The 23,119-nt window shown below is 69.5% G+C and carries 27 protein-coding genes; 19 read left to right on the top strand and 8 right to left on the bottom strand.

From position 1 onward, the window contains the following. Nucleotides 1–16 precede the first annotated feature (16 nt). The 11 genes from AB5L52_RS16480 (at nt 17) to AB5L52_RS16430 (ending at nt 8,300) form a co-directional block, all read left to right on the top strand. Nucleotides 17–346, top strand: a complete 330-nt coding sequence (locus AB5L52_RS16480) for a pilus assembly protein (protein ID WP_369368897.1) — start codon at nt 17–19, stop codon at nt 344–346. A gap of 1 nt (nt 347) precedes the next feature. Next, a complete protein-coding gene (locus AB5L52_RS16475) occupies nt 348–695 on the top strand; it encodes a TadE/TadG family type IV pilus assembly protein (RefSeq protein WP_351021159.1) in 348 nt (115 codons plus the stop codon). Between the two features lie 10 nt (nt 696–705). Further along, nucleotides 706–2,043, top strand: a complete 1,338-nt coding sequence (locus tag AB5L52_RS16470; protein WP_351021157.1) for a CpaF family protein — start codon at nt 706–708, stop codon at nt 2,041–2,043. Between the two features lie 10 nt (nt 2,044–2,053). Continuing rightward, the gene (locus AB5L52_RS16465) at nt 2,054–2,998 is read left to right on the top strand and encodes a type II secretion system F family protein (RefSeq protein ID WP_351021155.1); all 945 of its coding nucleotides are present in this window, start codon (nt 2,054–2,056) and stop codon (nt 2,996–2,998) included. Nucleotides 2,999–3,014: 16 nt separating this feature from the next. Next, nucleotides 3,015–3,902 carry a DUF5936 domain-containing protein gene (locus AB5L52_RS16460; RefSeq protein ID WP_369364750.1) on the top strand — a complete coding sequence of 296 codons (888 nt, stop codon included), beginning with the start codon at nt 3,015–3,017 and terminating at the stop codon, nt 3,900–3,902. A gap of 238 nt (nt 3,903–4,140) precedes the next feature. Further along, entirely contained in the window at nt 4,141–5,400 is a 1,260-nt protein-coding gene (locus AB5L52_RS16455) for a sensor histidine kinase (protein WP_369364749.1), read from the top strand. Further along, complete coding sequence (locus AB5L52_RS16450; protein WP_369364747.1) at nt 5,397–6,152, top strand: response regulator; 756 nt, start codon at nt 5,397–5,399, stop codon at nt 6,150–6,152. Before AB5L52_RS16455 ends, AB5L52_RS16450 begins: the two co-directional genes overlap by 4 nt. Before the next feature lie 125 nt (nt 6,153–6,277). Then, on the top strand, nt 6,278–6,475 hold the full coding sequence (locus tag AB5L52_RS16445; RefSeq protein ID WP_351021150.1) for a hypothetical protein: 198 nt from the start codon (nt 6,278–6,280) through the stop codon (nt 6,473–6,475). Between the two features lie 50 nt (nt 6,476–6,525). After that, nucleotides 6,526–7,077, top strand: a complete 552-nt coding sequence (locus tag AB5L52_RS16440; RefSeq protein ID WP_369364745.1) for a pilus assembly protein TadG-related protein — start codon at nt 6,526–6,528, stop codon at nt 7,075–7,077. Nucleotides 7,078–7,093: 16 nt separating this feature from the next. Further along, the gene (locus tag AB5L52_RS16435; protein WP_369364743.1) at nt 7,094–7,678 is read left to right on the top strand and encodes a hypothetical protein; all 585 of its coding nucleotides are present in this window, start codon (nt 7,094–7,096) and stop codon (nt 7,676–7,678) included. A 43-nt stretch (nt 7,679–7,721) separates the two neighbouring features. Beyond that, entirely contained in the window at nt 7,722–8,300 is a 579-nt protein-coding gene (locus AB5L52_RS16430; RefSeq protein ID WP_369368895.1) for an OmpA family protein, read from the top strand. Nucleotides 8,301–8,318: 18 nt separating this feature from the next. Here AB5L52_RS16430 and AB5L52_RS16425 read toward each other — a convergent pair whose 3' ends face one another. After that, nucleotides 8,319–8,732, bottom strand: a complete 414-nt coding sequence (locus AB5L52_RS16425; protein WP_369364742.1) for a DUF3224 domain-containing protein — start codon at nt 8,730–8,732, stop codon at nt 8,319–8,321. A 9-nt stretch (nt 8,733–8,741) separates the two neighbouring features. Beyond that, nucleotides 8,742–9,125 (bottom strand): DUF192 domain-containing protein, encoded by a 384-nt coding sequence (locus AB5L52_RS16420; RefSeq protein WP_351021142.1) that lies wholly within the window; start codon nt 9,123–9,125, stop codon nt 8,742–8,744. Here AB5L52_RS16420 and AB5L52_RS16415 point away from each other — a divergent pair. Next, a complete protein-coding gene (locus AB5L52_RS16415) occupies nt 9,124–10,095 on the top strand; it encodes an LLM class flavin-dependent oxidoreductase (RefSeq protein WP_369364739.1) in 972 nt (323 codons plus the stop codon). The two genes, AB5L52_RS16420 and AB5L52_RS16415, sit on opposite strands and share 2 nt — an antisense overlap. Before the next feature lie 45 nt (nt 10,096–10,140). Then, nucleotides 10,141–10,623 carry a GNAT family N-acetyltransferase gene (locus AB5L52_RS16410; protein WP_369364737.1) on the top strand — a complete coding sequence of 161 codons (483 nt, stop codon included), beginning with the start codon at nt 10,141–10,143 and terminating at the stop codon, nt 10,621–10,623. A gap of 390 nt (nt 10,624–11,013) precedes the next feature. Here the strand turns inward: AB5L52_RS16410 and AB5L52_RS16405 are convergent, their stop codons facing one another. After that, nucleotides 11,014–11,517, bottom strand: coding sequence for a DinB family protein (locus AB5L52_RS16405; protein ID WP_369364735.1), 504 nt, complete (start codon nt 11,515–11,517; stop codon nt 11,014–11,016). 52 nt (nt 11,518–11,569) lie between these two features. Here AB5L52_RS16405 and AB5L52_RS16400 point away from each other — a divergent pair, with 52 nt between their 5' ends. The 5 genes from AB5L52_RS16400 to AB5L52_RS16380 all read left to right on the top strand — a co-directional run bounded on the left by AB5L52_RS16400 (nt 11,570) and on the right by AB5L52_RS16380 (nt 18,265). Next, complete coding sequence (locus AB5L52_RS16400; protein ID WP_369364733.1) at nt 11,570–12,355, top strand: methyltransferase domain-containing protein; 786 nt, start codon at nt 11,570–11,572, stop codon at nt 12,353–12,355. An 808-nt stretch (nt 12,356–13,163) separates the two neighbouring features. After that, complete coding sequence (locus AB5L52_RS16395) at nt 13,164–13,937, top strand: isoprenyl transferase (protein ID WP_351561905.1); 774 nt, start codon at nt 13,164–13,166, stop codon at nt 13,935–13,937. A gap of 374 nt (nt 13,938–14,311) precedes the next feature. Then, nucleotides 14,312–15,637 (top strand): PhoH family protein, encoded by a 1,326-nt coding sequence (locus AB5L52_RS16390; RefSeq protein ID WP_351021129.1) that lies wholly within the window; start codon nt 14,312–14,314, stop codon nt 15,635–15,637. A 400-nt stretch (nt 15,638–16,037) separates the two neighbouring features. Continuing rightward, nucleotides 16,038–16,742 (top strand): transglycosylase SLT domain-containing protein, encoded by a 705-nt coding sequence (locus AB5L52_RS16385; protein WP_351021127.1) that lies wholly within the window; start codon nt 16,038–16,040, stop codon nt 16,740–16,742. 140 nt (nt 16,743–16,882) lie between these two features. Continuing rightward, nucleotides 16,883–18,265 (top strand): AI-2E family transporter, encoded by a 1,383-nt coding sequence (locus AB5L52_RS16380; RefSeq protein ID WP_369364730.1) that lies wholly within the window; start codon nt 16,883–16,885, stop codon nt 18,263–18,265. Between the two features lie 21 nt (nt 18,266–18,286). Here the strand turns inward: AB5L52_RS16380 and AB5L52_RS16375 are convergent, their stop codons facing one another. The 4 genes from AB5L52_RS16375 to AB5L52_RS16360 form a co-directional block, all read right to left on the bottom strand. Continuing rightward, complete coding sequence (locus tag AB5L52_RS16375; RefSeq protein WP_369364729.1) at nt 18,287–18,820, bottom strand: alkyl hydroperoxide reductase; 534 nt, start codon at nt 18,818–18,820, stop codon at nt 18,287–18,289. A gap of 3 nt (nt 18,821–18,823) precedes the next feature. Continuing rightward, nucleotides 18,824–19,393 carry a peroxiredoxin gene (locus tag AB5L52_RS16370; protein WP_369364727.1) on the bottom strand — a complete coding sequence of 190 codons (570 nt, stop codon included), beginning with the start codon at nt 19,391–19,393 and terminating at the stop codon, nt 18,824–18,826. Nucleotides 19,394–19,579: 186 nt separating this feature from the next. Continuing rightward, a complete protein-coding gene (locus tag AB5L52_RS16365; RefSeq protein WP_369364726.1) occupies nt 19,580–19,771 on the bottom strand; it encodes a DUF397 domain-containing protein in 192 nt (63 codons plus the stop codon). Beyond that, complete coding sequence (locus tag AB5L52_RS16360; RefSeq protein WP_369364724.1) at nt 19,768–20,601, bottom strand: Scr1 family TA system antitoxin-like transcriptional regulator; 834 nt, start codon at nt 20,599–20,601, stop codon at nt 19,768–19,770. Before AB5L52_RS16360 ends, AB5L52_RS16365 begins: the two co-directional genes overlap by 4 nt. 434 nt (nt 20,602–21,035) lie before the next feature. Here AB5L52_RS16360 and AB5L52_RS16355 point away from each other — a divergent pair, with 434 nt between their 5' ends. Beyond that, nucleotides 21,036–21,308 carry a hypothetical protein gene (locus tag AB5L52_RS16355; RefSeq protein ID WP_369364723.1) on the top strand — a complete coding sequence of 91 codons (273 nt, stop codon included), beginning with the start codon at nt 21,036–21,038 and terminating at the stop codon, nt 21,306–21,308. Nucleotides 21,309–21,975: 667 nt separating this feature from the next. On the opposite strand, the gene AB5L52_RS16350 is transcribed toward AB5L52_RS16355, so the two are convergent. Beyond that, nucleotides 21,976–22,779, bottom strand: coding sequence for a GntR family transcriptional regulator (locus AB5L52_RS16350; RefSeq protein ID WP_369364721.1), 804 nt, complete (start codon nt 22,777–22,779; stop codon nt 21,976–21,978). Nucleotides 22,780–23,119: the final 340 nt, after the last annotated feature.

Below are 23,119 nucleotides of genomic sequence, written 5' to 3'. Positions count from 1 at the left end.
CATCGAGTTCCTCGGGATGACACCGCTGATCATTCTGACCTTGGTGCTCGTGTGGCAGGCCGTGCTCGTGGGGTACACCTTCACGCTCGCCGGGAATGCTGCCGACGAGGGGGTGCGGGCGGGTACGGCCGCGGCGCCGGGCGGCGCGCGACAGGCGGCCTGCTCGGCGGCGGGGATGAAGCATCTGTCGGCGGCGTGGAAGGGGGACGCGACGGTGAACTGCAGCCCGTCCGGCTATGTCACGGCCGACGTCTCGCTCCGGGTCCCGGTGCTCTTTCCCGGGGTGTTCTCCCTGCCCGCCACCGTGCACGGCCACGCGGGCGCGGTCGAGGAGGTGAAGCACTGAGATGCCGCAGAGGCGCAGAGGGCGCGACGCGGGCCAGGTCGCCATCGAGTACCTCGGGTTCATCCCGGTGCTGCTGATCGTGGGCATGGCGGGCATCCAGATCGGCGCCGTCGCGTACGCCGCCGAGCAGGCCGGTACGGCGGCGCGGGCGGGGGCGCGGGCGGCCTCTCTGCGGCAGGACGCGCAGCAGGCGTGCGCCGGAGCCGTCAGCGGCGCGCTCACCGTGACGTGCGGCGAGACCGGGGGAGGGGGCGGCTCGGTCACCGTCACCGCCAGGGTGAAGATCCCGAAGATCGTCTGGGACTTCGGCTACGCCACCAAGTCCGCCACCATGCCGCTCGACCACTAAGCGAGGAGCCATGAGTCTGCGGGCACGCATCAGCACTCCGGAGGAGCACGGCAGCCGGGGCGAGGACGGGCATCTGGTCGCCTCCTACCGGGCCAAGCTGCTGGAGGAGATCGACCTCGCGGAGATGAGTTCGCTCGCCGCCGCCGACCGCCGCGCGCGCCTTGAGCGGGTGCTCGGGCACATCATCAGCCGCGAGGGCCCGGTGCTGTCGACGGTCGAGCGCTCACAGCTGATCCGCCGGGTGGTGGACGAGGCGCTCGGCCTCGGCATCCTGGAGCCGCTGCTGGAGGACGCCTCGATCACCGAGATCATGGTGAACGGCGCCGACGCGATCTTCGTGGAACGCGGCGGCCGCGTCGAGCAGTTGCCGATCCGGTTCGCCTCCGCCGACCAGCTGATGCAGACCATCGAGCGGATCGTGTCGACGGTGAACAGAAGGGTCGACGAGTCGAACCCGATGGTCGACGCCCGCCTGCCCTCCGGCGAACGCGTCAACGTCATCATCCCGCCGCTGTCGCTGACCGGACCGATCCTCACCATCCGCCGCTTCCCGCGCTCCTTCACCCTGCAGGAGCTGATCTCCTTCGGCTCGCTGGACGAGCACCTGGTGTTTCTGCTGGCGGGGCTGGTGCAGGCGAAGTTCAACATCATCGTGTCGGGCGCCACGGGCACCGGGAAGACGACCCTGCTCAACGCGCTCTCGGGGCTCATCCCGTCCCACGAACGCATCATCACCATCGAGGACTCCGCCGAACTCCAGCTCCAGCAGACGCATGTGGTCCGCCTGGAGTCGCGGCCGCCGAACGTCGAGGGCAAGGGCCAGGTCACCATCCGCGACCTGGTCCGCAACTCCCTGCGGATGCGCCCGGACCGGATCGTGGTCGGCGAGGTCCGCGGCGGTGAGTCCCTCGACATGCTGCAGGCGATGTCCACCGGCCACGACGGATCGCTGGCGACCGTGCACGCGAACAGCGCGGAGGACGCGCTGACCCGACTGCAGACCCTCGCCTCCATGTCCGACGTCGAGGTCCCCTTCGTAGCGCTGCACGACCAGATCAACAGCGCCGTCGACGTCATCGTCCAGCTCACCCGGTTCGCCGACGGCGCCCGCCGGATCACCGAGATCGCCCTCCTCGACAGCCACGGCGGGGAGCCGTACCGGCTCGCCACCGTGGCCCGGTTCGACGCCCAGCCCATGACCCCCGACGGCCGCGTGTACGGCGCCTTCCAGTACTTCCCGCTGCCCCGCCGCACCGCCGACCGGCTCTACATGGCGAGCCAGCCCATCCCGCAGGCCTTCGGCGTCGCTCACACGGCGGCCCAACTCACCACCCGAGAAGCCAGGTAGGTCCAGGACCATGGAACTCCACACCCTCGTCCAGCTCACCACCGGCGTGGCGCTGCTGACCTGCGTCCTGGCGGTGGCCGGCGTGCACACCTACGCCTCGGGCCGGGCCCAGCGCGCCGCCCTCGTGGACCGCCTCACGCACACCGGCCCGGTGCCGGCGGGCGGCCGCAGGCGCCGCTTCCGCGATCTGGACCGGCGGCTGCGCCGCACCCGCTTCGGCCGCTGGCTGGAACTGCGCCTCGCGGCGACCGGGCTGGACGTCACCCCGGGCGAGTTCTTCGTCTACATGCTGGCCACGGTCGCCGCGCTCTGGCTGATCGGCCAGGCCACCCTGGCCCCCTTCTTCGGCCCCCTCGCCGGAGTGCTCGGCATCTGGGCGGCGGTCCAGTTCCTCAACTGGCAGCGTCAGAAACGCATCGAGCGCTTCATCAACCAACTCCCCGAACTGGCCCGCATCCTGGCCAACGCCACCCAGGCGGGCCTGGCCCTGCGCACCGCGATCGGCATGGCGGCGGAGGAGCTGGAGGCCCCGGCGGGCCAGGAACTGGGCAAGGTGGCCGACCAGTTGGCCATCGGCCAGTCTCTGGACGACGCGCTGGGCGAGCTGGCCGACCGCCTCCCCTCCCGCGAACTGGTCGTCCTGGTCACGACGCTTGTGCTGTCCAACCGGGCCGGCGGCCAAGTGGTCGGCGCCCTGCGCAACCTGACCGAGACGCTGGAGGAGCGCAAGGAGACCCGGCGCGAGATCCGCACCCAGCTTTCCCAGGTGACCATGACGTCGTACGCCGTCCCCGTCCTGGGCGTCGGCGCGCTGTTCCTGATGAACGGTGTCAAGGACGGCGCGCTGGCGCGGATGACCGGCTCACCGGTCGGCCAGGCCTGCGTGATCATCGCGTTCGGTCTGTACGCCGTCGGTTTCCTCCTCATCCGCCGCCTGAGCCGTATCGACGTCTGAAGGGGGCTCGGACTCCATGGCATTCCTGCTCGCGCTGCTGATGGGCCTCGCCGTCGGGGGCGCCTTCACCGGTATCCGCATGTACCGCGCGGACGCCAAGCTCCCCGGAGACCTCGCCGTCGCCCTGGAGGTCGGCGCCACCCGCACCGGCGCGGTCGGCTCGGTCATCGACCGCATGGGCATGCGCTACGCCCCCGCCGTACTGCGGCTGATGGGCCCGCGCCTGGTCGCCAAGTACCGCCGCAAGATCGACGCCGCCGGCAACCCCGGCGGCCTGACCATCGACCGCTACGCGGCCCGCCGGGCGGTCTACGGCGCGCTGGGCGCGGTCGGTTTCCTGGTGTTCCTGCTCCGGGGCCAGTGGTTCGTGGCGGTCTTGTTGCTGCTCTTCGGGGCGTTCTGGACGGAGGTCGGCATCTGGTCGGCGATCCGGGTCCGCAGGGACGTCATCGAGCGCACCCTGCCGGACTTCCTGGACGTGCTCGCGGTGGTCGTGAGCGCGGGGCTCGGCTTCCGCCAGGCCCTGGACCGGGTGGCCACCCGCTACGAGGGCCCCTGGGCCGACGAACTCCGCATCACCCTGCGCCAGATGGACCTCGGCATGAGCCGCCGCCAGGCCTTCGCGGAGCTGCGGCGCAGGAACGACTCCGAGCAGGTGGCGATGTTCGTGACGGCACTGCAGCAGGGGGAGGAGCTGGGCGCGCCGATCGTCGACACGCTCGTCTCCCTGGCGAAGGACATGCGCCGCACCGACGCCCAGAACGCTCGTCGCAAGGCCGCCCGCGCGGTGCCCAAGGCCACGCTGATGATCACCACGTTCATGGTCCCGGCCACGATGCTGCTGCTGGCCGCGGGCCTGATCCTGGGCTCCGGGGTGGACTTCGGCTCACTCACGGGGAAGTGAGGCGGCGATGGCGGTGGCCGGGATGACCGGGAGGGGCGGGGGGTCTCTCGGTGCGTGGCCGAGGCTGAAGGGGATCACCGGCCGGTTCCTGGGCCGAGTGAAGGCGACGGGCGCTACGAGGGCACCCGCGGCGGGGGCCGAGCACGCCGCCCCGTCAGGTGCTGCGCATGCCGCTCCGACCGGCGCCACGGCGGCCGCCGCGCCGGCTGTCACGGCGGCCACCCTGCCCGAACCCTCCATGAAGATCCAGGTCAGCGCGTTGCAGGCGATGTGCCGGCAGGTCTTCGGCTTCCGTCTGGCCATGATCGCCGTAGCCGCCCCCGCCGCGCTGCTCCACGCGGCCCCGGGCCTGGGCGTCCGTCTGGTCGGCGCGGCCGTGGTCGTCACGTTCATGGTGTCGTACGTCCTCTTCCGCGACTGGGAGCGCTTCGGCCCGCTCCTGCTGCGCCACCCGTCCCTCCTCGCGGCGGACACCCTCTTCGGCTCCCTCCTGCTGATCTCGGCGGGTCCGGACACCACCCTCGCCTACGTCAGCGTCTGCACCCCGCTGCTCGCGGGCCTGGTCTACAGCTGGCGGGGCGCGGCCTTCTTCGCCTCCCTCCAGTCGCTGATCCTGCTCCTGGTCCACGCCACCCTGAAGGCCGACCGGCACGCCCCCGTCGCCGAGGCCCTCCTCCTGCCCGGCCTGTGCGTCATCGCCGGCGCCATGGGCTCGACCCTGCGCAACCTGATGCTCCGCTTCGGCGCGGCGACCCAGGCCCTGACGAGCGTCCAGGCGCGCCTCGCGGCGGCGGAGGCGGTGAGCGCGGAACGCGCCCGGCTGGCCCGCGAGATGCACGACTCCGTGGCCAAGACCCTGTACGGCGTGGCGTTGGCGGCGGACGGCCTGGCGGCCACGGCCTCGACGGAGGCCCCCGATCCGGCCCGCATAAGGGCCCAGGCGGACCTGGTGTCCCGCTCGGCGCGCAGGGCGGCGGCGGAGTCGAGGGAACTGCTCAGGGACCTGCGCCGCGAGGCGACGCCGCAGGAGCCGGAGACACCCCTGTGGTCCGAACTGCACACCTGTGCAAGGGACTTCACGGCACGCACCGCATTGAAGGTCACCTGCACCGCCCTCCCGCCCCCCGGCATCCCTGCCCTGCCCTCCGCCCTGGCCCGACACCTGCTCTCCATCACGGCGGAGGCGCTGGAGAACGCCCACCGGCACGCGTCCGCGACCCACGTGGACATACGCGCCGCGGTCCACGGCGACCTGCTGCGCCTGTCGATCCACGACGACGGCCGAGGCCTGCCGCCCGGCACCACGCTCGAACGGCTCCGCGAATCCGGCCACTTCGGCCTGCTCGGCATGGTGGAACGGGCGGCACAGATGGGCGCGCGGATCCGTATCGGCCGAGGCGGGCATGAACGGGGCACGGAGGTGCGCGTGGACATACCTCTGCAGTGCCTGAACCGCCCCGACCGCACCCACCCGGAGTCCCGAGAGGAGGCACCATGAAGCACAGTCCCCCTTGGCCGGAGGCCGCCTCGCCGTCGGCCCCTGCTCCCCTGCGGCTGTTGGTGGCCGACGACAACCCCGTGGTCAGGGCGGGCCTGACGGCCCTGCTCTCCGGTCGCGCGGACACGACGGTGGTGGCGGAGGCGACGGACGGCCGCGAGGCGTACGAGGCCGCGCTACGGCACCGCCCCGACGTCATCCTCCTCGACGTCCGTATGCCGGGAGTCGACGGAATCTCGGCATTGCCGCACCTGGTGCGGCTGGCGCCGGTCATGATGCTCACCTACAGCCACGAGACGGAGACCGTGCGGGAGGCGTTGCGGCTGGGGGCGGGGGGATACCTGGTGCACGGGGAGTTCACGACGGAGCAGTTGGTGCGGGCGGTGCGGGATGTCCGCGAGGGGCGGCCGCATGTGACGCCAGGGGCGGCGAAGGCGTTGCTGACAGCGCTGCGTACAAATGCATCTGCACACACAGAACCGCAAGTCCCCTATTTTCTAGGCGAAAACTCACCTCAAGCGCTTTCGCAACTGCAATCCTCTGTGGGACAGTCGTTCCGTTCACGTTTCCGGCTGAGTGCGAGGGAGGCGGAGATCATGGACCTCATCGCGTCCGGCATGACCAACCAGCAGATCGCCGCCGCCTGCTTCATCTCCGAGAAGACGGTCAAGAACCACATCAACCGCATCTTCGCCAAACTCCAGTCCACCACCAGGTCCCAGGCGGCCGCGAAGTGGCTGGGGGTGGCGTGAGGTGAGGGCGCGCGGGAGTGCCAAGGACGGGGAATGGGCCCGGCGTTGGGCCCTGGGGCCCTCCGGCGCTGGCCGCGCTGCGGCCTACGTTGTGCGGATCGGAGGCGAACCCGGAGGGGACCACCATGAGCAACTGGTTCAACACCACCGTCGCACACCTGCAGGCCCGGGTTGCCCGCAGCGACCGGGGGCAGACTGCGGTGGAGTACCTCGGCATCATCGCGGTGGTGGTGGCGATCGTCCTGGCGATCACGGGGACGAGCATTGGGCAGACGATCTTCGATGCGATCCGGAACAAGATCACCCAAGTCACCGGTGGCTGATTCCTCCACATCGCGACACAGGGCAGGCCTTCCCCATCTACATCACGGTGGTGGCGGGTCTGCTCTTTCTCGCGTTGGCCTACCTTGCGGTCGGCCAGGCCGCGGTGAACAGAAGTGGCGCCCAGACGGCGGCCGATGCGGCAGCGCTGGCAGCGGCCCAGAAGCGCCGAGGCGACCTGGCGGGACAGTGGCTGGTGGTCTTGAAGGATCCGGCCAAGTGGCAGGACATCTTCGACGGCAAGGTGGACTTCGGCCCGTCGTGCTGGCGAGCCGATGAACTGGCCGCGCAGAACGACGGCCATGTGGAAGCCTGCGACGATTCCCAGGCCTTGAAGATCACGGTCTCGGTCAAGACCGACAAGCGGGTGGGAAATTCCGTCGTCCCCGGTGTGCAGGACAAGCAATCCGTAGCGCAGGCCACTGCCGTGATCGAACCCCTCTGCATCAAGCCCCCCGATGCCGGTGCCAAGGGCGCTGACCTGCCCCCACTCACCTGCAAGGGCAAGGTCTGGCATCTGAAGCCGGACGACACGACAGGGCTCCCGAAGCCCGAAGACCTCTTCGACGTCCATCTGGCCGACTCACCGGCGAACGATCAATGACGAAGGAAGCGGAGCGATGAGCATTCGGTTCACTGCGAAGGCCCGCAGGGGGATGGTCGCATTGACCGTTGCGGCTGGTCTGGCCGTCGGTGTAGCCGGTTGCGGCGGAAGCGGTGGCGGGGACGGCAAGAAGCCGGACCGTTCGGCGTCCGCTTCCCGGTCAGCCGGCCCCGACCCGAGCAGCCAGGAGGGGCAGTCGGACCAGCCTCTGGCCGAACTGAAGGGTACGGACGGTCTGTTGCTGCAGATCACCTCCGCGCATCGCGATTCCGGTGGCTTCGTCACCGTGAACGGCACCTTGAAGAACGACGGGGCCAAGCAACTGCTCATCCCGTCCGCGCTCAGCGGCAATGAAACCGAGATCACCAAGCACGGCCCGTCCCTGGGCGGAGCCACCCTGGTCGACTCCAAGGGCAAGAAGCGTTACTACGTCCTGCGCGACACCGATGGCGGCCCGCTGACCACCACCGGCTTCGACACGCTCAAGGCGGGTCAGTCGCTTGCTGTCTTCATGCAGTTCCCCTCCCCGCCCGCGGACGTCTCCGAGGTGGCCCTCCAACTGCCGACCTTCTCCTCCGCCACCATCAAGATCTCCGGGTGAGGCCGAAGTGACCACCGCCCGTCTCGCGCTCGCCCTCACCGCCATGACCCTCCTCCTCGCGACGACGTCGGCCCAGGCCCAGGACACGGACCCGAGTCAGCCCCCCGTGACCGAGCCTTCCGCCGGCGCCCCGGTGAAGATCGACCCCACCGACCCGGACCTCAAGCTCCCCGAGGGAGCCACCCTCGCCCCGCCCAAGGTGCTGGACATCAAGTCGGTCGTCGAAGACCAGAGCGGGGACGAGCGGCGCGAGGACACCAACGCGGATGTCACCTTCGCGCTGCAGGCCGAAGTCCTCTTCAGCAAGGACAGCGCCAAGCTCAGCGACGACGCGAAGGCCCGGATCGCCACCATCGCCGACGAGGTCAAGAAGCAGAACGCGACCCGGATCCGCGTCTTCGGCTTCACCGACAACCTCGGCTCCGCCGCCCACGGCGACATCCTCTCCAGGCAACGCGCCAACGCCGTCCAGGCCGTCCTGGACCAGGACCTGAACGACCCGAACGTCACCTTCGAGGTCCGCGGCTACGGCGAGCAGTACCCGGTCGCCGACAACTCCACCGAGGAGGGCCGGAGGAAGAACCGACGCGTCGAGGTCTCCTTCCCCCGCAGCCAGGGGTGACCTCGCAGCGAAAGCCCGCTACTCAGCCACCTCGTACTCGAACCAGATCCGATGGGTGTCGTCCGCGTCGACCGCCATACCGCCGGCACCCCGGATGCCGGCCAGCGCGCCCGTACCGCTCCCCGGCACGATCACGAAGAACTCGGCCTGTCTGCCCTCCCCGAGGGTCGTCGCCGAGTGGGCGAAGTTGAAGGAGCCGCTTCGCTCACCCAGCGTCCCCTCGAAGGACTCCATGGCGACATAGGTGCCGGTCCCACTGGACTGGTCGTACGCCGCGGTGAACAGCGTCGCCGACGCTCCGGCGACCTCACCCTCGTACCGCTTCCGCATCGTGGCCACGCCGACCGGCACCGCCGTCTCGACCACCGGCTCCGGCAGCCGCACCTCAGCCGGAGTGAACCCCTCGACCTTGAACGTCCCTGAAGCTCTCATGCCGCGATGCTAGGACGTGCCACTGACAACGGCGTCCACCTCGACACCGACCCGCATCCCCGCCCGCAGCCCCCACCCGGCCATGGTTCCCGCCTCCGCCTCCAGGACGTGCCGTGCGCGCAGCCGGGGCAGGCCGAGGCGGCCCGGTCGCATCGTGCGGACGGCGAGAACGGTCAGCCGGCGGTCCAGGTAGGCGACGTCGATCGGGATCCGCATCCCGAACGTGTGCACCCCGCTCGCCGGTGACAGCAGCAGCGCCCCGTCGACCGCGTCCCGGCCCAGCAGCCCTTTGGTCCGGGCCCGGTAGGAGACCGCGATCTCCAGGGGCAGAGCCACCGGGGTCTCCCTCGGCACGATCAACTTCCCGGTCCCGTCCCGCCAGCGTCTCCCCATGTCCCCTTCGTCCCCTCCCGCACAGGCGCCGCGCCGCCAACTGCCGGTCGGCCAAAACCAGTTGTCACCCCACTTCCTCCCCACTAGGAAGGGGTCCATGACTGGACTCGGTGTCGTGTTCCGCCCCCAGCTTCCGCCCGAGCGGCTGCGGGCGGTCGCTCGCGTCGCCGACGACGTGGGGCTCGAGGAACTGTGGCTGTGGGAGGACTGCTTCCGGGAGGGCGGGATCGCGACCGCCGCCGCGGCGCTCGCGTGGACCGAGCGGGTGCGCGTCGGCGTGGGACTGCTGCCCGTGCCCCTCAGGAACGTGGCTCTGACCGCGATGGAGGCGGCCTCCCTGCACCGGATGTTCCCCGGCCGCGCGACCCTCGTCGTCGGCCATGGCGTGCAGGACTGGATGGGGCAGGTCGGCGCCCGTGCGGGCTCCCCGCTCACCCTCCTCGGTGAGCATCTCGACGCCCTGCGCGCCCTGTTGCGCGGCGAACGGCTCACGGTGCGGGGCCGGTACGTCTCGCTGGACGACGTCGCCCTCGACTGGCCGCCGGAGCGGGCGACGCCCGTGCTCGCCGGCGCCACCGGGCCGCGTACGCTCCGCCTCTCCGGCGCCAGGGCCGACGGCACGCTCCTCACCGCATCCACCTCCCCGGACGGCTTACGGCAGGCCCGGCAACTCATCGAGGAGGGGGCGAAGGAGGCGGGCCGCGGCGAGCCGCACCAGCTTGTCGTCCATCTGCTGGCCGCCACGGGGGCCGACGCCGAGGCCCGGCTGCGGGCCGAACGCGTCGCGGAGGGCCTGGCGCCGGCCGCGGATGTAGGCGTGGCGGGCGATGCGGGCGTCGTGGCCGCGGCCGTACGGCGGCTGGCCGAGGCCGGTGCCGACACCGTCGTACTGCAGCCGACCGGGGACGAGCCCGACCCGGAGGGGTTCGTGCGGTTCGCCGCCGAGGAGGTCCGGCCGCTGGTGGTGTGAGTCGGTGGGGAGGCGTTGTCAGTGGCGGCTGCCACACTGCCTTGCATGACCGAGGAGCACAGCGAAGTGAGCCTGCGAGGTGTCACGGACGAGGACCTGTTCGTCCTCCTCGCCTACGAGCACGACCCGGAAGCCGTCCGGCGGTCGAGATTCACGCCCCGGCCGCGGGACGCCTTCCTCAAGCACTGGCGCGAGCGCGTGCTGGGCGATTCCGACTGTCTCGTGCGGGCGGTCACCGTGGGCGGCGAGGTCGCCGGGAGCGTCGTCTCCTGGACGGCGGAGGGGCAGCGGCGGTTCGTCGGGTACTGGCTGGGCCGGCCGTACTGGGGCCGCGGCATCGGCACCCGCGCCCTCGGCCACTTCCTGGAACTGGAGCGGGTACGGCCTTTGTACGCCGACCCGTTCCACGCCAACACCGCCTCCGTCCGGCTCCTGCAAAGACACGGCTTCGAGCAGGCCGGCACCGTCCGGCACGGCACCGACGGCCACATCCTGCTCGTCCTCCGCGAGCAGCACGACGCCGGCTGACGACGACGCCGGACCTCGTCGCCCTGCCCGCTCCCTGGCAACTGCCCTTCGAGCTCGCCTGGGAAGCACTGCGGGCCGGCAGCCGCCCCGCCGGCGCGGTGCTTACGCCCCGGAGGGCGACGACGTCGCGGCAGCGCGCAATCGCAGCCTCGGGCGGGTCCCGCAGGCCGGTGGTGCGATCGCCGCACGGTGGGTGCGGTGTGAGGGGTCGTTGGCGGGGGCGCTGCGGCCGCTTGCGCGGTTCGGCGGGCTGCTCATGGAGGTGTTGGGAGGCGCTGCACCGGCCGGAGCGGGTGCCGGCCGAAGCTCCCGCCCCGCGATTGCCGGACGCCGGGCTGCTCGACGCGCCGAGCGCACGTGCGGCGTATGACCTGGCCGCACCGGTTCTGGTCAGCCCGTGCCGGTGACCGGTGGGTGGTCGCCCGTCGTGCCGTCGATCAGTTCGCGCAGGATGTCCATGTGTCCGGCGTGCCGGGCGGTCTCCTCGATCATGTGGACCAGGGTCCAGCGCAGGCTCACGGTGATGTCGCGCCAGGTCGGGTGGCCCTGGGCGTCCAGGGGCAGCTCGGTGATCATGGCATCGGCGGCGGCGCGGGCACGGCCGTAGAAGGCGATGATCCGTTCCGTCGTCTCGTCGGGGGCGATCCGCAGGTCCTCGTTCTCGTACGGGTCGAACCACAGGGCTTCCGCCTCGCCCCCGAACGTCTCCACGAACCACCCGTACTCGACCGAGGCCAGATGCTTCACCAGGCCCAGCAGGTTGGTGCCGGTCGGTGTCATCGGGCGGCGCAGCTGCTCGTCGTCGAGGCCCTGCAGTTTCCACAGCACGGCGTGCCGGTGCCGGTTCAGGCTCGTGTGCAGCGTCTGCTTCTCTCCGGCGGAGTAAGGCGTCATACGGGCGGAAATTAGCAGGCCGGCTCAGTGGTGTCCTGCGATCATGACCGGCATGGCAGCTCACCGTTCCTTCGAGGACCTCGTGACCGAGGGCGCCGCCGTACCGACCGAGGGCTGGGACTTCTCCTGGTTCGAGGGGCGGGCGAGCGAGGCGCGGCCCTCGTGGGGGTACGCCGTGTCGGCGGGGGAGCGGCTGGCCCGGGCGGAGGCCGCGCTCGACATCCAGACCGGTGGCGGCGAGGTGCTGGAATTCGCGCTGGGTCGCGCCGCGCCTGCCCGGCCGGTGCTGGCCGCCGCGACGGAGGGCTGGCCGCCGAACGTGGCCAAGGCCACCGCCCTGCTCCGGCCGCGCGGCGTGGTGGTCGTCGCCGCCCCGGACGACGCGCCGCTGCCGTTCGCCGACGAGACGTTCGACCTGGTGCTCAGCCGGCATCCGGTACGCCCGCACTGGGCCCAGATCGCACGGGTGCTGCGGCCCGGCGGCACCTACTTCGCCCAGCATGTCGGGCCGGCCAGCGTCTTCGAGCTGGTCGGGTACTTCCTCGGGCCACAGCCGGCGGAGGTGCGCACCGCCCGGGACCCCGAGCGTGAGCGGGCCGACGCCGAGGCGGCGGGCCTGGAGGTGGCCGGGCTGCGGGCGGAGCGGCTGCGGATGGAGTTCCACGACATCGCCGCAGTCGTCCATTTCCTGCGCAAGGTCGTGTGGATGGTCCCCGGCTTCACGGTGGCGGCGTACGAGCCCCGGCTCCGTGCGCTGCACGAACGGATCGAGCGGCAGGGCCCGTTCGTCGCGCACAGCACCCGGCAGCTCTTCGACGTTCGCAAGCCGGCTCACTGACGAACCGGGCGTGAGGAACATATCGGCTGAAAACCGTTGCGATTCACCCGGCATTCCCCTCGGGTTTCCGCATTGTTATCTAGCCAGGTTCACATCTGTCCCACCCGTCACGTAAGTTCAGACCAAGGTTATTCGCGCACGCAAAGCTGCGCGGGCGGCACCGCGCAGTGGAGGGGGCTGCGCGGTGCCGTGAAACCCGGCGACGTCCCCGCATCCGCGTAGCGGAATGGTCAAGTCACCATTCGCTGACCGGGTAGCCCGTCGGGGGGACCCCGGGGCAACTCGCCGACACATCCCCAAGACGGCCCAAACCGCGTGGATCCCTCCGAATCACTTCGTATCCGACCGGTTCTCCCTGAGATTCCGCTGTGAATCGGCCATGCGGCACCCCTGAATCCAGCGTTCCGCGCCCACCGGGGCGTCGCCGGACGATTCCGGAGAGTAGTTGTGTGCCGCCGATGCACCCACCATCCCTTACGAAGGGTTATGGTGGAAACCCCCCCTCGGGCCGGTCCGTCTCCCCCCCACGGACCGGCCCGTTTTTTCATGCGGCCGACGGGAACCGCCCGGCGTGGGCCCGGCGTCCTCATCAGGAGGGGCTGGGAGGGACGCGGGGCAGCGCCCGATACGCGGTCCCGCCGCGCGGGCAGGCTCACCCCCCACCCGGCCGCACTCGACGGCGGAACCGCACCGCCTTCGCACCTCACTCCCCAAACCCCGGGCCGGAACCAAGCTTCCAGCGGGGGTAGGCTCAACGGCTCCGGCACCCACCGCACCGAAATCCCCCGCCAATCCCCCGGAGGGCCACGTGAACCTGCGCGACAACCTGCGCAGCCTGCTCGTCAGGCTCTACGCACGCCGGGTGGAGGGCCACCTGGACCACGATCAGGTGCCCAAGCACATCGGCGTCATCATGGACGGCAACCGCCGCTGGGCGAAGGCGTCCGGCTCCACCACCGTCCACGGCCACCGCGCCGGTGCGGACAAGATCGAGGAGTTCCTCGGCTGGTGCACCGAGACCGATGTCGAGGTCGTCACCCTGTGGCTGCTGTCCACGGACAACTTCGACCGGCCGCAGGACGAACTCGGCCCGCTGCTCGGCATCATCGAGAACGTCGTCCGCACCCTCGCCGCCGACGGCCGCTGGCGCGTGCACCACGTCGGCGCGATGGACCTGCTGCCGGGCGCCATGCAGCACACCCTGAAGGAGGCGGAGGAGTCCACCGCCCACGTCGACGGAATACTGGTCAACGTGGCCATCGGCTACGGCGGCCGGCAGGAGATCGCCGACGCCGTGCGCTCCATGATCCTCGACGCCAAGGACAAGGGCGTCCCGATGGAGGACCTCGCCGAGTCCGTCGACATCGACATGATCGGCCGCCACCTCTACACCGGCGCCCAGCCCGATCCGGACCTCGTCATCCGCACCAGCGGAGAGCAGCGGCTGTCCGGATTCATGCTCTGGCAGACCGCGCACTCGGAGTACTACTTCTGCGAGGTCTTCTGGCCCGCCTTCCGCAAAGTCGACTTCCTGCGCGCCCTGCGCGACTACGCCGCACGTCACCGCCGTTACGGCGGCTGAGGCTCCATCGGACACCCCGCTGACCACCACGGCAGCGGGGTGCTCCGTATACCCCGGTTAGGGTGGATGTAACAAGGAGTTCACCGGCGCGCTGTTGGCTGCTTTTGCATGGCAGTGCATGTTCGAGGGCATAAGGCAGACAGGTCGACGCCCGAACCACGGGTGTCGGATCTCAGCGGACGGCACGGGGCCGTCCGCCCGGGAGGCCCTTTGCACCAGCCCGATCGTGCGGTCACTGCACGGAAGCAGCCGCGGAGGGCCGGTTCGCGGCCCGCCGTACGCGGGGGCCGGACACCGGCCGTGGCATCCCCACCCTCCTGGACCGGCTTCCACTCCGTCGCTCCCCGACCTCATCCGAGGGGGTACGTCCTTCCGTGGTGACCAGCACAAAGCGCCACAAGCCAGACCGGCGCACCTATGTTCTCGACACCAGCGTCCTGCTGGCCGACCCGAACGCCCTGACCCGCTTCGACGAGCACGAGGTCGTGCTCCCGATCGTGGTGGTCACGGAGCTGGAGGCCAAGCGGCACCATCCGGAGCTCGGCTACTTCGCCCGCCAGGCCCTGCGCCTGCTGGACGACTACCGGGTGAAGAACGGTCGCCTCGACGCCCCCATCCCGATCGGGGAACTGGGCGGGACCATCAGGGTCGAGCTCAACCACTCGGACCCCAGCGTGCTGCCCACCGGCTACCGCCTGGGGGACAACGACTCCCGCATCCTCGCGGTGGCCCGTAATCTGCAGGCCGAGGGGTACGACGTCACTGTCGTGTCGAAGGATCTGCCGCTGCGGATCAAGGCGTCCTCGGTCGGACTGCTCGCCGAGGAGTACCGCGCCGAGCTCGCCATCACGGAGAACTCCGGCTGGACCGGGATGTCCGAACTGACCCTCTCCGGCGAGCAGGTGGACATCCTCTTCGAGGAAGGCCATGTGTATGTCCCGGAGGCCTCCGACCTCCCGGTGCACACGGGCCTGACCATCCAGTCCGAGCGCGGAAAGGCGCTCGGCCGGGTGAGCGCCGAGGGCAATGTCCGGCTGGTGCGCGGCGACCGGGAGGCGTTCGGCATCAAGGGCCGCAGCGCCGAGCAGCGCATCGCGCTCGATCTGCTGCTCGACCCGGACGTCGGGATCGTCTCGATGGGCGGCCGGGCCGGCACCGGCAAGTCGGCGCTGGCGCTGTGCGCGGGTCTGGAGGCGGTCCTGGAGCGCCGCCAGCACCAGAAGGTGATGGTCTTCCGGCCGCTGTACGCGGTCGGCGGGCAGGAGTTGGGCTATCTGCCGGGCAGCGAGGCGGAGAAGATGAGCCCATGGGCGCAGGCCGTCTTCGACACGCTCTCCGCGGTCACCAGCCGCGAGGTCATCGAGGAGGTCACCGCGCGCGGGATGCTGGAGGTGCTGCCGCTCACTCACATCCGCGGCCGCTCGCTGCACGACGCGTTCGTGATCGTGGACGAGGCGCAGTCCCTGGAGCGGAATGTCCTGCTGACCGTTCTGTCCCGGATCGGCGCCAATTCACGGGTCGTTCTCACCCATGACGTGGCACAGAGGGACAATCTGCGGGTCGGTCGCTACGACGGTGTGGTCGCCGTCGTGGAGAAGCTGAAGGGACACCCGCTCTTCGCGCACGTCACGCTGACGCGGTCCGAGAGGTCCCAGATTGCCGCGCTTGTGACCGAAATGCTGGAGGACGGTCACATCTGACCTCACTCGCACAGCAGTTGGCGCCGTCCGGCAAAGGCCAAGAGCCTATCCGGGCGGCGCCGTCGCGTGTGGAGCTTTCCAGAAATCCCCAGGGGCAAACGAGATGTGAGCTTTCACACTCAACGCAGAATTGCCACGCGGCGTCCGGTTGCGGCAGAGTCTCACTCCTGTCAGGCCCCGCATACGACACAGCAGTACCGCCAGCGGTACAGCGCCACAGCAGCACCACCAACTCCATACAGTTCGTCGTATGCCGCCCGAGCACCACGCGGCGCTTCCCCGAGGGGGAGTTGCCCACCGGGCCCGTGCCTCCCGTGACCCCGCAGTTGGGAGGCCAGTGTCAGGGGCACGATTGCGTCCGCCAGGGTCACCGAAGCGGGCGATGCTGGAAGGAAACCGTGTGAGCCGGATTTCGGTCCGGGGATTCGCAGTGGCTTCGGCCACCGCGGTCACCGCCGTCGGAAGCGTCGTCGGAGTTGCCTCGGGCAGCGTCGCGCAGCAGAACAACAACGACGCCGAGGCGACGGCAGCCGACACCACGCTCCTGGCGGACATACCCGCGGGTCAGCAGGCCCAGGTCCAGTCCGCGTCCCTGACGCAGCAGGCCGACTCCCAGGCCATCGCCGCGGATGCGAGCGCCAAGAAGGACGCCGAGGAGGCAGCCCGCAAGGCGGCCGCCGAGACGGCCATCGCGAAGCAGGAGGCCGCGAAGAAGGCGGCCGACGACGCCAAGCAGCGTGCCGAGGCCAAGTCCGCCGCGGCCAGCCGTGACAGCTCCCGCGACTCCAGCGACTTCCCGGTCCAGAGCAGCTACACGGTGGAGCAGGTCCAGGCCATCGCACGGCAGATCGTGCCGGCCGGCCAGTTCCAGTGCTTCAGCAACATCGTGGACCACGAGTCCACCTGGAACTACCAGGCGGTCAACGCCTCCTCCGGCGCCTACGGCCTCGTCCAGGCCCTGCCCGCCGGCAAGATGGCCTCCGCGGGTGCCGACTGGCGGACCAACCCGGCCACCCAGATCAAGTGGGGTCTGAGCTACATGAACGACCGGTACGGCAGCCCCTGTGACGCCTGGTCGTACTGGCAGGCGAACGGCAACTACTGAGCCGCGCCGCCGCTCTCAACCTCGCGTAGCCCCTCCCCGTCCTCAGGGGAGGGGCTTTCGCCCTGTACGGTCGTACCGAAGTACCTCCAGGGGGAGGAGAGGTGGCGAGCACCCGGGGACGCGGGGGAAGAGGACGGATCATGTCGCGAGTGCCAGGGTGGCTCGGCCGGCTGGGCGCCGGTCTCACCGAGATGAGCGAGCGCCTGGACCAGCGGCGTGCGGAGGTGGAGCGCGAGCAGACCACGCAGCCCCCGGACGCCCCGCCCCCCGCACCCGAGCCGGCCGGTCCGGCCGATCCGGTCGACACGGCCCCCGCCGCCGCGGCCGAAGCTGCCGCGGCCGAAGCCGCCGCACCGCCCGCCCAGCGGCCCGCGCCGGCGGCCGGCCCCCGTCCCGACCCCGCCCAGGCCGTGCCCTGGGGCGTGCGGGTGGCGGCCGAGGCCGGCTGGCGGCTGCTGGTCCTCGCCGGCACCGTCTGGGTCCTGATGCGGGTCATCAGCGCGATCCAGCTGGTGGTGTTCGCCTTCGTCATCGCCCTGCTCGTCACCGCGCTGCTGCAGCCGACGGTCGCCCGGCTGACCCGCCGCGGAGTGCCGCGCGGCCCGGCCACGGCGCTCACCGCGATCAGCGGGTTCGTCGTCATAGGGCTCATGGGCTGGTTCGTGACCTGGCAGGTCATGGAGAACATCGACTCCCTCTCCTCCCAGATCCAGTCCGGCATCGACGACCTGCGCAACTGGCTGCTGAAGAGCCCGTTCCACGTCACCGACAAACAGATCAACCAGATCGCCAAGAACCTGCGCGAGGCGATCGGCGCCAACGCCGACCAGATAACGTCCTTCGGCCTGGAGGGCGTTCAGGTCATAGTCGAGACCCTGACCGGCATCCTGCTGGTGTTCTTCTCGACGCTGTTCCTGCTCTACGACGGCAAGCGCATCTGGGAGTGGTTCCTGAAGCTGGTGCCCGCCGCGGCCCGCCCGGGCGTGGCCGGCGCCGGCCCGCGCGCCTGGCGCACCCTGACCGCCTACGTCCGCGGCACCGTCCTGGTCGCCCTGATCGACGCGACCTTCATCGGGATCGGCATCTACTTCCTGGACGTGCCGATGGCCGTCCCGCTGGCCGTGTTCATCTTCCTGTTCTCGTTCATCCCGCTCGTCGGCGCCGTCGCCTCCGGCGCGCTCGCGGTGATCGTCGCGCTGGTGACCCAGGGCGTCTTCACGGCCGTCATGACGCTGGTGGTCGTCCTCGCGGTCCAGCAGATCGAGGGTCATGTCCTGCAGCCCTTCATCCTGGGCCGCGCCGTCCGCGTCCACCCGCTGGCGGTCGTCCTCACCGTCGCGGCCGGCGGCATGGTGGCCGGCATCGGCGGCGCGGTGGTCGCCGTACCGCTGGTGGCGGTGACGAACACGGTGGTGGGATACCTGAAGAAGTACTCGGAAGAGCTGCAGCAGCAGAAGGCGCTCGCCCCGCTCGCGGACGCGCCCGTGGGGGAGAACGCGGAAGACCCCGCCCACCAAGGGTGAGCGGGGTCCGGGCAGTTCGGCCTACTCGGCCAGCACGGCCTCCGCGTCCAGCGTGACGCCCACGGCCTGAACCACCGAGGCGATCTTGAACACCTCCTGGATCACGTCGCGCTCCACGCCCGCCTTGCGCAGCACCTGCTCGTGCGAGTCCAGGCACATGCCGCAGCCGTTGATCGCGGAGACCGCGAACGACCACAGCTCGAAGTCGACCTTCTCCACGCCCGGGTTGCCGATGACGTTCATCCGCAGACCCGCGCGCAGGGTGCCGTACTCGTGGTCGGACAGCAGATGACGCGTCCGGTAGAAGACGTTGTTCATCGCCATCACCGCGGCGGCGGCCTTCGCGGCCGTGTAGGCCTCCGGCGACAGCTGCGCCTTCGCCTCCGGCTCCAGCTCACGCAGCACGATCGGGGAACGCGAGGCGATGGCGGTCGCCAGTACGGTGCCCCACAGCTGCTGCGCCGGCAGCTCGGAGTTGCCGATGACCGAGCCCAGGTTGAGCTTGAGGTCCTTGGCGTAGTCCGGGACGCGGGACTTCAGCGAGTCGAGCGACATGGGTCACTCACCGGCCAGCAGCGCGACCGGGTCCAGAGTGTCCTCGCCCTTGCTCCAGTTGCAGGGGCACAGCTCGTCGGTCTGCAGGGCGTCCAGGACCCGCAGGACCTCCTTGGGGTTACGGCCCACGGAACCGGCGGTGACCATGGTGAACTGGATCTCGCGGTTCGGGTCGACGATGAAGACGGCGCGCTGCGCGAAGCCGTCCTCGCCCTCGATGCCGAGGTCGCGCATCAGCTCGTGCTTGGAGTCGGCCAGCATCGGGAACGGCAGGTCGGTCAGGTCCGGGTGGTCCTTGCGCCAGGCGTGGTGGACGAACTCGGAGTCACCGGAGAAGCCGAGGATCTGGGCGTCGCGGTCGGCGAACTCGTCGTTCAGCTTCCCGAACGCGGCGATCTCGGTCGGGCAGACGAAGGTGAAGTCCTTCGGCCACGCGAAGACCACCAACCAACCCTTCTTCTCGCGGTTGAGCTTAAGCCATTCGGCGTCGATCCGCTCGAACTCCTTGCCCTTTTCCAGGGAGACGCACGCCATGAGGTCGAAGTCAGGGAACTGGTCACCGACAGTAAGCACGTAGTGGCCCTTCAGGTGTTACTTGGGTTGGACAGGCGTAACCCTGTCAGACGCTCCTGTCTTACGTGAAATCGATCAACCTGGGCTAATTGATCAGCGATGCCGATCAATGTGGAGCTATGCATGCGGAAGCCCCCTTGCCCCGACCTGAACTGGGGCAAGGGGGCTCAGCTGCGCCTTGCGTATCTACTTCACGGAGTTGATGAACGTAGCCCAGGCCGAGCGGCTGACGACCAGGGCAGCGCCCTCCTTGTTCTTCGAGTCCCGGACGGGCACGGCCGACAGTCCGTCAACGACCTCGACGCAGGCGCCACCGTTGTCGGCGCTGTAGCTGCTCTTGCGCCATGCCGCCTCGGGCAGACTGTTTGCGCGGATCACGTTGTTTCCTTCATGACGTCGGCGATCAGATCGATCGACGCTTGCACGGACAGGGCGTCGCCCATGAGCAGATCATAGGCCCGTTGAGCCGCTTTGAAGTCGGCAGGATCCGCCAAAAGCTGACCTCGCAAGAAGCCATCGACATGGACGATTGGCAGCGCCGGAGCGTCCTTGATGCCTTCTTTGAAGGTGAGGGTATGGAAGGCCCCAGCGATACCGGCGTGGGCGCCGATGCTGCACGGGACGACCTGAATCACGATCGACGGCCGTTCGGACATATCCATCAGGTGCTTCAGTTGCTCGCGCATGGCCCTGTCGTCACCCACCCTCAGCCGCAACGCGTTTTCGTGTACGACGGTCCACAGCTCAGGCGGGTCGTCGCGTTCGAGGATGGTCTGTCGCTCCATGCGAGCATCGAGCAGCGTGTCCACGTCGTTGTTACGGCGGACCGTCAGGGTCGCTCTGGCGTAGTTCCGCGTCTGTAGCAGACCGGGCACAAGGGTCGGCTCAAACGTACGGATGACAGTCGCTTGTTTCTCTAGTTCGACGAACGGCCTGAACCACTTCGGGTACGCGTAGAGGATGACGAGCGGCCACAGCCGACTCAAGTGGTCGTCAGCGTCGAGGAATGCATCGGCGTACTTGGCGAAGTCCTTCGAAGGCACCCGGACCGCGTTCTCGATCTTGTTGACCAGGGTTCTCGTGCAGTGGGTGGCCTTGGCCAACGCGTCCTGAGAGACCCCCTTCTTGCCTCGGAGCCGCTGCACCTCGGACCCGAAGAAGGTCAGCATCGAGTCCCTTTCCTTCAGGTCCTGTTCCTCGATCGTCATCCCCAACCCTCCGTGTGACAGGGCGCGTTGTCACGGTGACCAGCGTATCTGTCACCGCGAAGCCCCTGTTGAGCGTACCGCCGGACGGCAACGATGTGACTACGAACGGTGATAAGCCGAGAGGCCGCAGAACAGAGACCCCCGCGACGCGGCGAACGTCCGGGGGCGTGGCCACCAACCACCAGGGGGTTGACGACAGTGCCCAAAGCTACAACCACACTCCTCAGGTTGCGACAGGGGCCAGCGGGCACCGACGCACGGCAGTGGGAATACACGACCTACGCCCCCGCCGGTGAGACGTGCCCGGCATGCGGCGTGCCGATCAAGACCCTTGAGAGCTGCCGCCGGGGGATGCTTTCCCGCCGTGATGCTTCTCCGATCGTGGCCTACTGGCACACGGCATGCGCACCGAAGGAGACGGGGCGGTGATTCCCATGGAGCACTACAAGAGCAGCAAGAAGGCCGCTGCTGACGCGCATGAGAAGCTGCGACAGGCACTGCTGGCCATCGGGATTCCGAACCGGGACCTTGGCTGGCTGGCTCCTCGCGTAGCGCCGGACGGCCGTCCGATGGTAGCCATGGGAACGTGGAACGCTGACGTGGTGCAGAGGGTGGCGGCGCATCTGATGGCGTCGCCTGCGCGCGTCCAGACGGCGCCGGACGGCCGTGTCGTGGCCGATCACGCCCGCGTGACTCGCGAGGAGTAGACCCCGGCGCGCTGAGTGACGGCGAATCATGCCTCAGTGCGTCGGCTGCCCCGTCTGTGACCTCCCCCCGGTGGTCATGGGCGGGGCTCTCTGCTGTTTGAGCCTGTAGTGGCGTGACGTTGCGCGTGGGCACGCCGCCGGCCGTAGAGGATTTTGGGCTGGAGCTGCCATGGGGCGAGTGAACAGGGGGCCTTACGCTCGCCAGCGGATCGGGCAGTCTTTGGGACCTGCCCGCAATAGCCCGATCGGCCCCCTGTTCTTCGAGGCTCGCCCCATGGTGGCTGCCTAAAATCCTCGGAGGCCGTCGGCCCCGGCCACAGAGGGGTGAACCTCCGCTCAGAGTCCGCCGGTGGTCGTCGGCGGGGTCGAGCTGTGCGATGCCGGACGGGACAGGATCAACGGGCAAACCGGTGAGCGGAGTCAGAGCCCGTGGCGGCGGGGAGTAAGGACTTCGCCTTCATGCAGCTCGCCTCCCCAATGACCGACAGGGCAGACGACGAAGTCCCTCGCGACGATTCCGCGGGAGACTTCGCTGCTTGGTCGGGTGCGGTGGCGGTGTCGGGCGGCTGGCCGACCGGACGGGACCGGCCGAAGGCCGCATGCCCGGCCGAGGCGGCCAGAGCCGCCCGGCGCGCCGAAGGCGCGCCCTTGAGCAAGTAAAGAGAAGTTACTCCGATTGGGATCGGCGTCGGGTGGCGCGTCCGGCGGCTGCCTTCGTCGGCGTCATGGGGTAGGTGAGCTGGCATGTACTGGCGGGGGCCTTCAGCTCCTCGCACAGCAGCGGGCGGTCCTGGTCCGCATCGCCGGTCACGCGGTAGGTGATCAGGAGAGGGCTGGCGTCGCTGAGTCCGAGCGCCGTCCGTTCATCGGGGTACGGAGTGCGGGCGGTGACATGCTCGGTGAAGGACAAGCTGAGTCCAGCGTCGGCAAGCTGTTGGTACAGGTCGCTTACCTCGGCGTCGGGCTGCTCGGCGAGTGAAGGAACGTCGGCTGCGGTGGCCATCGGGATCAGAACACGGTGGGCCATGCGGGCGCCGGTGGCCGGATCGTGGATCAGGCGGTCCACACTGATGGCGTCCTGGTCCTGCTGGTCCAACAGCAGTGCCGGAGGCCCGTCGAGTGTGGTCCTGCTGACGGCGGGCGGCTCCGCCTCGATTGCCTCCGGCAGGCTCCAACTCCCCTTTGTCGTACGGTGGATGGAGCGAACAACCTGGGTGGCGGGCAGGACACCTGCGGAGGGAAGGACGATGCTGCCCTTGCCCTGCTGGGACTCGGCCAGTCCCATGCGGCGCAACTCGGCGACGGCGGCCCGTGCGGTGTGCTTACCGATCCCGTACATCGCCACCATCTGAGTCTCGGACGGCAGCAACTCACCGGGCTTGTAGCGGCCTCGCCGGATGTCATCGGCGATGCGCTGGGCTACCTGCATATACATGGCCGGTGCGCGTTCGATGTGCTCTCGGATTGCCATGGCTTGTGCCCTTCCGGGATGGCATGGGTGCGGCGTTGCTTGTCAGTGGCCGGTGGGGCAGGCGCGGCCACTCATGAGGATATGTGGTTGACCACCTGACCAGTCACTCAGCAACTCATCCGGATATGTGGTTGACCTGGATCCAGTGGCAGGGCGACGATGATCGTCCAACTCATCCGGATGAGTGGCTGGCTGGATGGGTTGTGACCGCTGTGCCCATCGCTCGTGGGAGGGGGCCTTGACGAAGGAAGAATGGTTGGCGCGCGAACTAGCCAAGATGCCTGAACGCAGCGAGGCTTGGCGCGCACGTGTGATGAAGACGTGGGGGCTGAAGCCGGTC

The organism is Streptomyces sp. CG4 (assembly GCF_041080655.1).
GTDB lineage: Bacteria > Actinomycetota > Actinomycetes > Streptomycetales > Streptomycetaceae > Streptomyces.
Note: the sequence above shows the minus strand (reverse complement) of the source record. Positions and strands in the feature narration are given on the sequence as shown.

Bases quoted from the DNA above. Each gene is read 5' to 3' on its own strand.
- AB5L52_RS16415 (WP_369364739.1), top strand. From the start codon at position 9,124: ATGTCCCCTTCGTCCCCTCCCGCACAGGCGCCGCGCCGCCAACTGCCG.
- AB5L52_RS16405 (WP_369364735.1), bottom strand. From the start codon at position 11,517: ATGACGCCTTACTCCGCCGGAGAGAAGCAGACGCTGCACACGAGCCTG.
- AB5L52_RS16380 (WP_369364730.1), top strand. From the start codon at position 16,883: ATGTCGCGAGTGCCAGGGTGGCTCGGCCGGCTGGGCGCCGGTCTCACC.
- AB5L52_RS16350 (WP_369364721.1), bottom strand. From the start codon at position 22,779: ATGGCAATCCGAGAGCACATCGAACGCGCACCGGCCATGTATATGCAG.
- AB5L52_RS16480 (WP_369368897.1), top strand. From the start codon at position 17: ATGACACCGCTGATCATTCTGACCTTGGTGCTCGTGTGGCAGGCCGTG.
- AB5L52_RS16420 (WP_351021142.1), bottom strand. From the start codon at position 9,125: ATGGGGAGACGCTGGCGGGACGGGACCGGGAAGTTGATCGTGCCGAGG.
- AB5L52_RS16455 (WP_369364749.1), top strand. From the start codon at position 4,141: ATGAAGATCCAGGTCAGCGCGTTGCAGGCGATGTGCCGGCAGGTCTTC.
- AB5L52_RS16445 (WP_351021150.1), top strand. From the start codon at position 6,278: ATGAGCAACTGGTTCAACACCACCGTCGCACACCTGCAGGCCCGGGTT.
- AB5L52_RS16460 (WP_369364750.1), top strand. From the start codon at position 3,015: ATGGCATTCCTGCTCGCGCTGCTGATGGGCCTCGCCGTCGGGGGCGCC.
- AB5L52_RS16425 (WP_369364742.1), bottom strand. From the start codon at position 8,732: ATGAGAGCTTCAGGGACGTTCAAGGTCGAGGGGTTCACTCCGGCTGAG.
- AB5L52_RS16450 (WP_369364747.1), top strand. From the start codon at position 5,397: ATGAAGCACAGTCCCCCTTGGCCGGAGGCCGCCTCGCCGTCGGCCCCT.
- AB5L52_RS16355 (WP_369364723.1), top strand. From the start codon at position 21,036: ATGGAGCACTACAAGAGCAGCAAGAAGGCCGCTGCTGACGCGCATGAG.
- AB5L52_RS16470 (WP_351021157.1), top strand. From the start codon at position 706: ATGAGTCTGCGGGCACGCATCAGCACTCCGGAGGAGCACGGCAGCCGG.
- AB5L52_RS16375 (WP_369364729.1), bottom strand. From the start codon at position 18,820: ATGTCGCTCGACTCGCTGAAGTCCCGCGTCCCGGACTACGCCAAGGAC.
- AB5L52_RS16475 (WP_351021159.1), top strand. From the start codon at position 348: ATGCCGCAGAGGCGCAGAGGGCGCGACGCGGGCCAGGTCGCCATCGAG.
- AB5L52_RS16465 (WP_351021155.1), top strand. From the start codon at position 2,054: ATGGAACTCCACACCCTCGTCCAGCTCACCACCGGCGTGGCGCTGCTG.
- AB5L52_RS16400 (WP_369364733.1), top strand. From the start codon at position 11,570: ATGGCAGCTCACCGTTCCTTCGAGGACCTCGTGACCGAGGGCGCCGCC.
- AB5L52_RS16360 (WP_369364724.1), bottom strand. From the start codon at position 20,601: ATGACGATCGAGGAACAGGACCTGAAGGAAAGGGACTCGATGCTGACC.
- AB5L52_RS16435 (WP_369364743.1), top strand. From the start codon at position 7,094: ATGAGCATTCGGTTCACTGCGAAGGCCCGCAGGGGGATGGTCGCATTG.
- AB5L52_RS16410 (WP_369364737.1), top strand. From the start codon at position 10,141: ATGACCGAGGAGCACAGCGAAGTGAGCCTGCGAGGTGTCACGGACGAG.
- AB5L52_RS16430 (WP_369368895.1), top strand. From the start codon at position 7,722: ATGACCCTCCTCCTCGCGACGACGTCGGCCCAGGCCCAGGACACGGAC.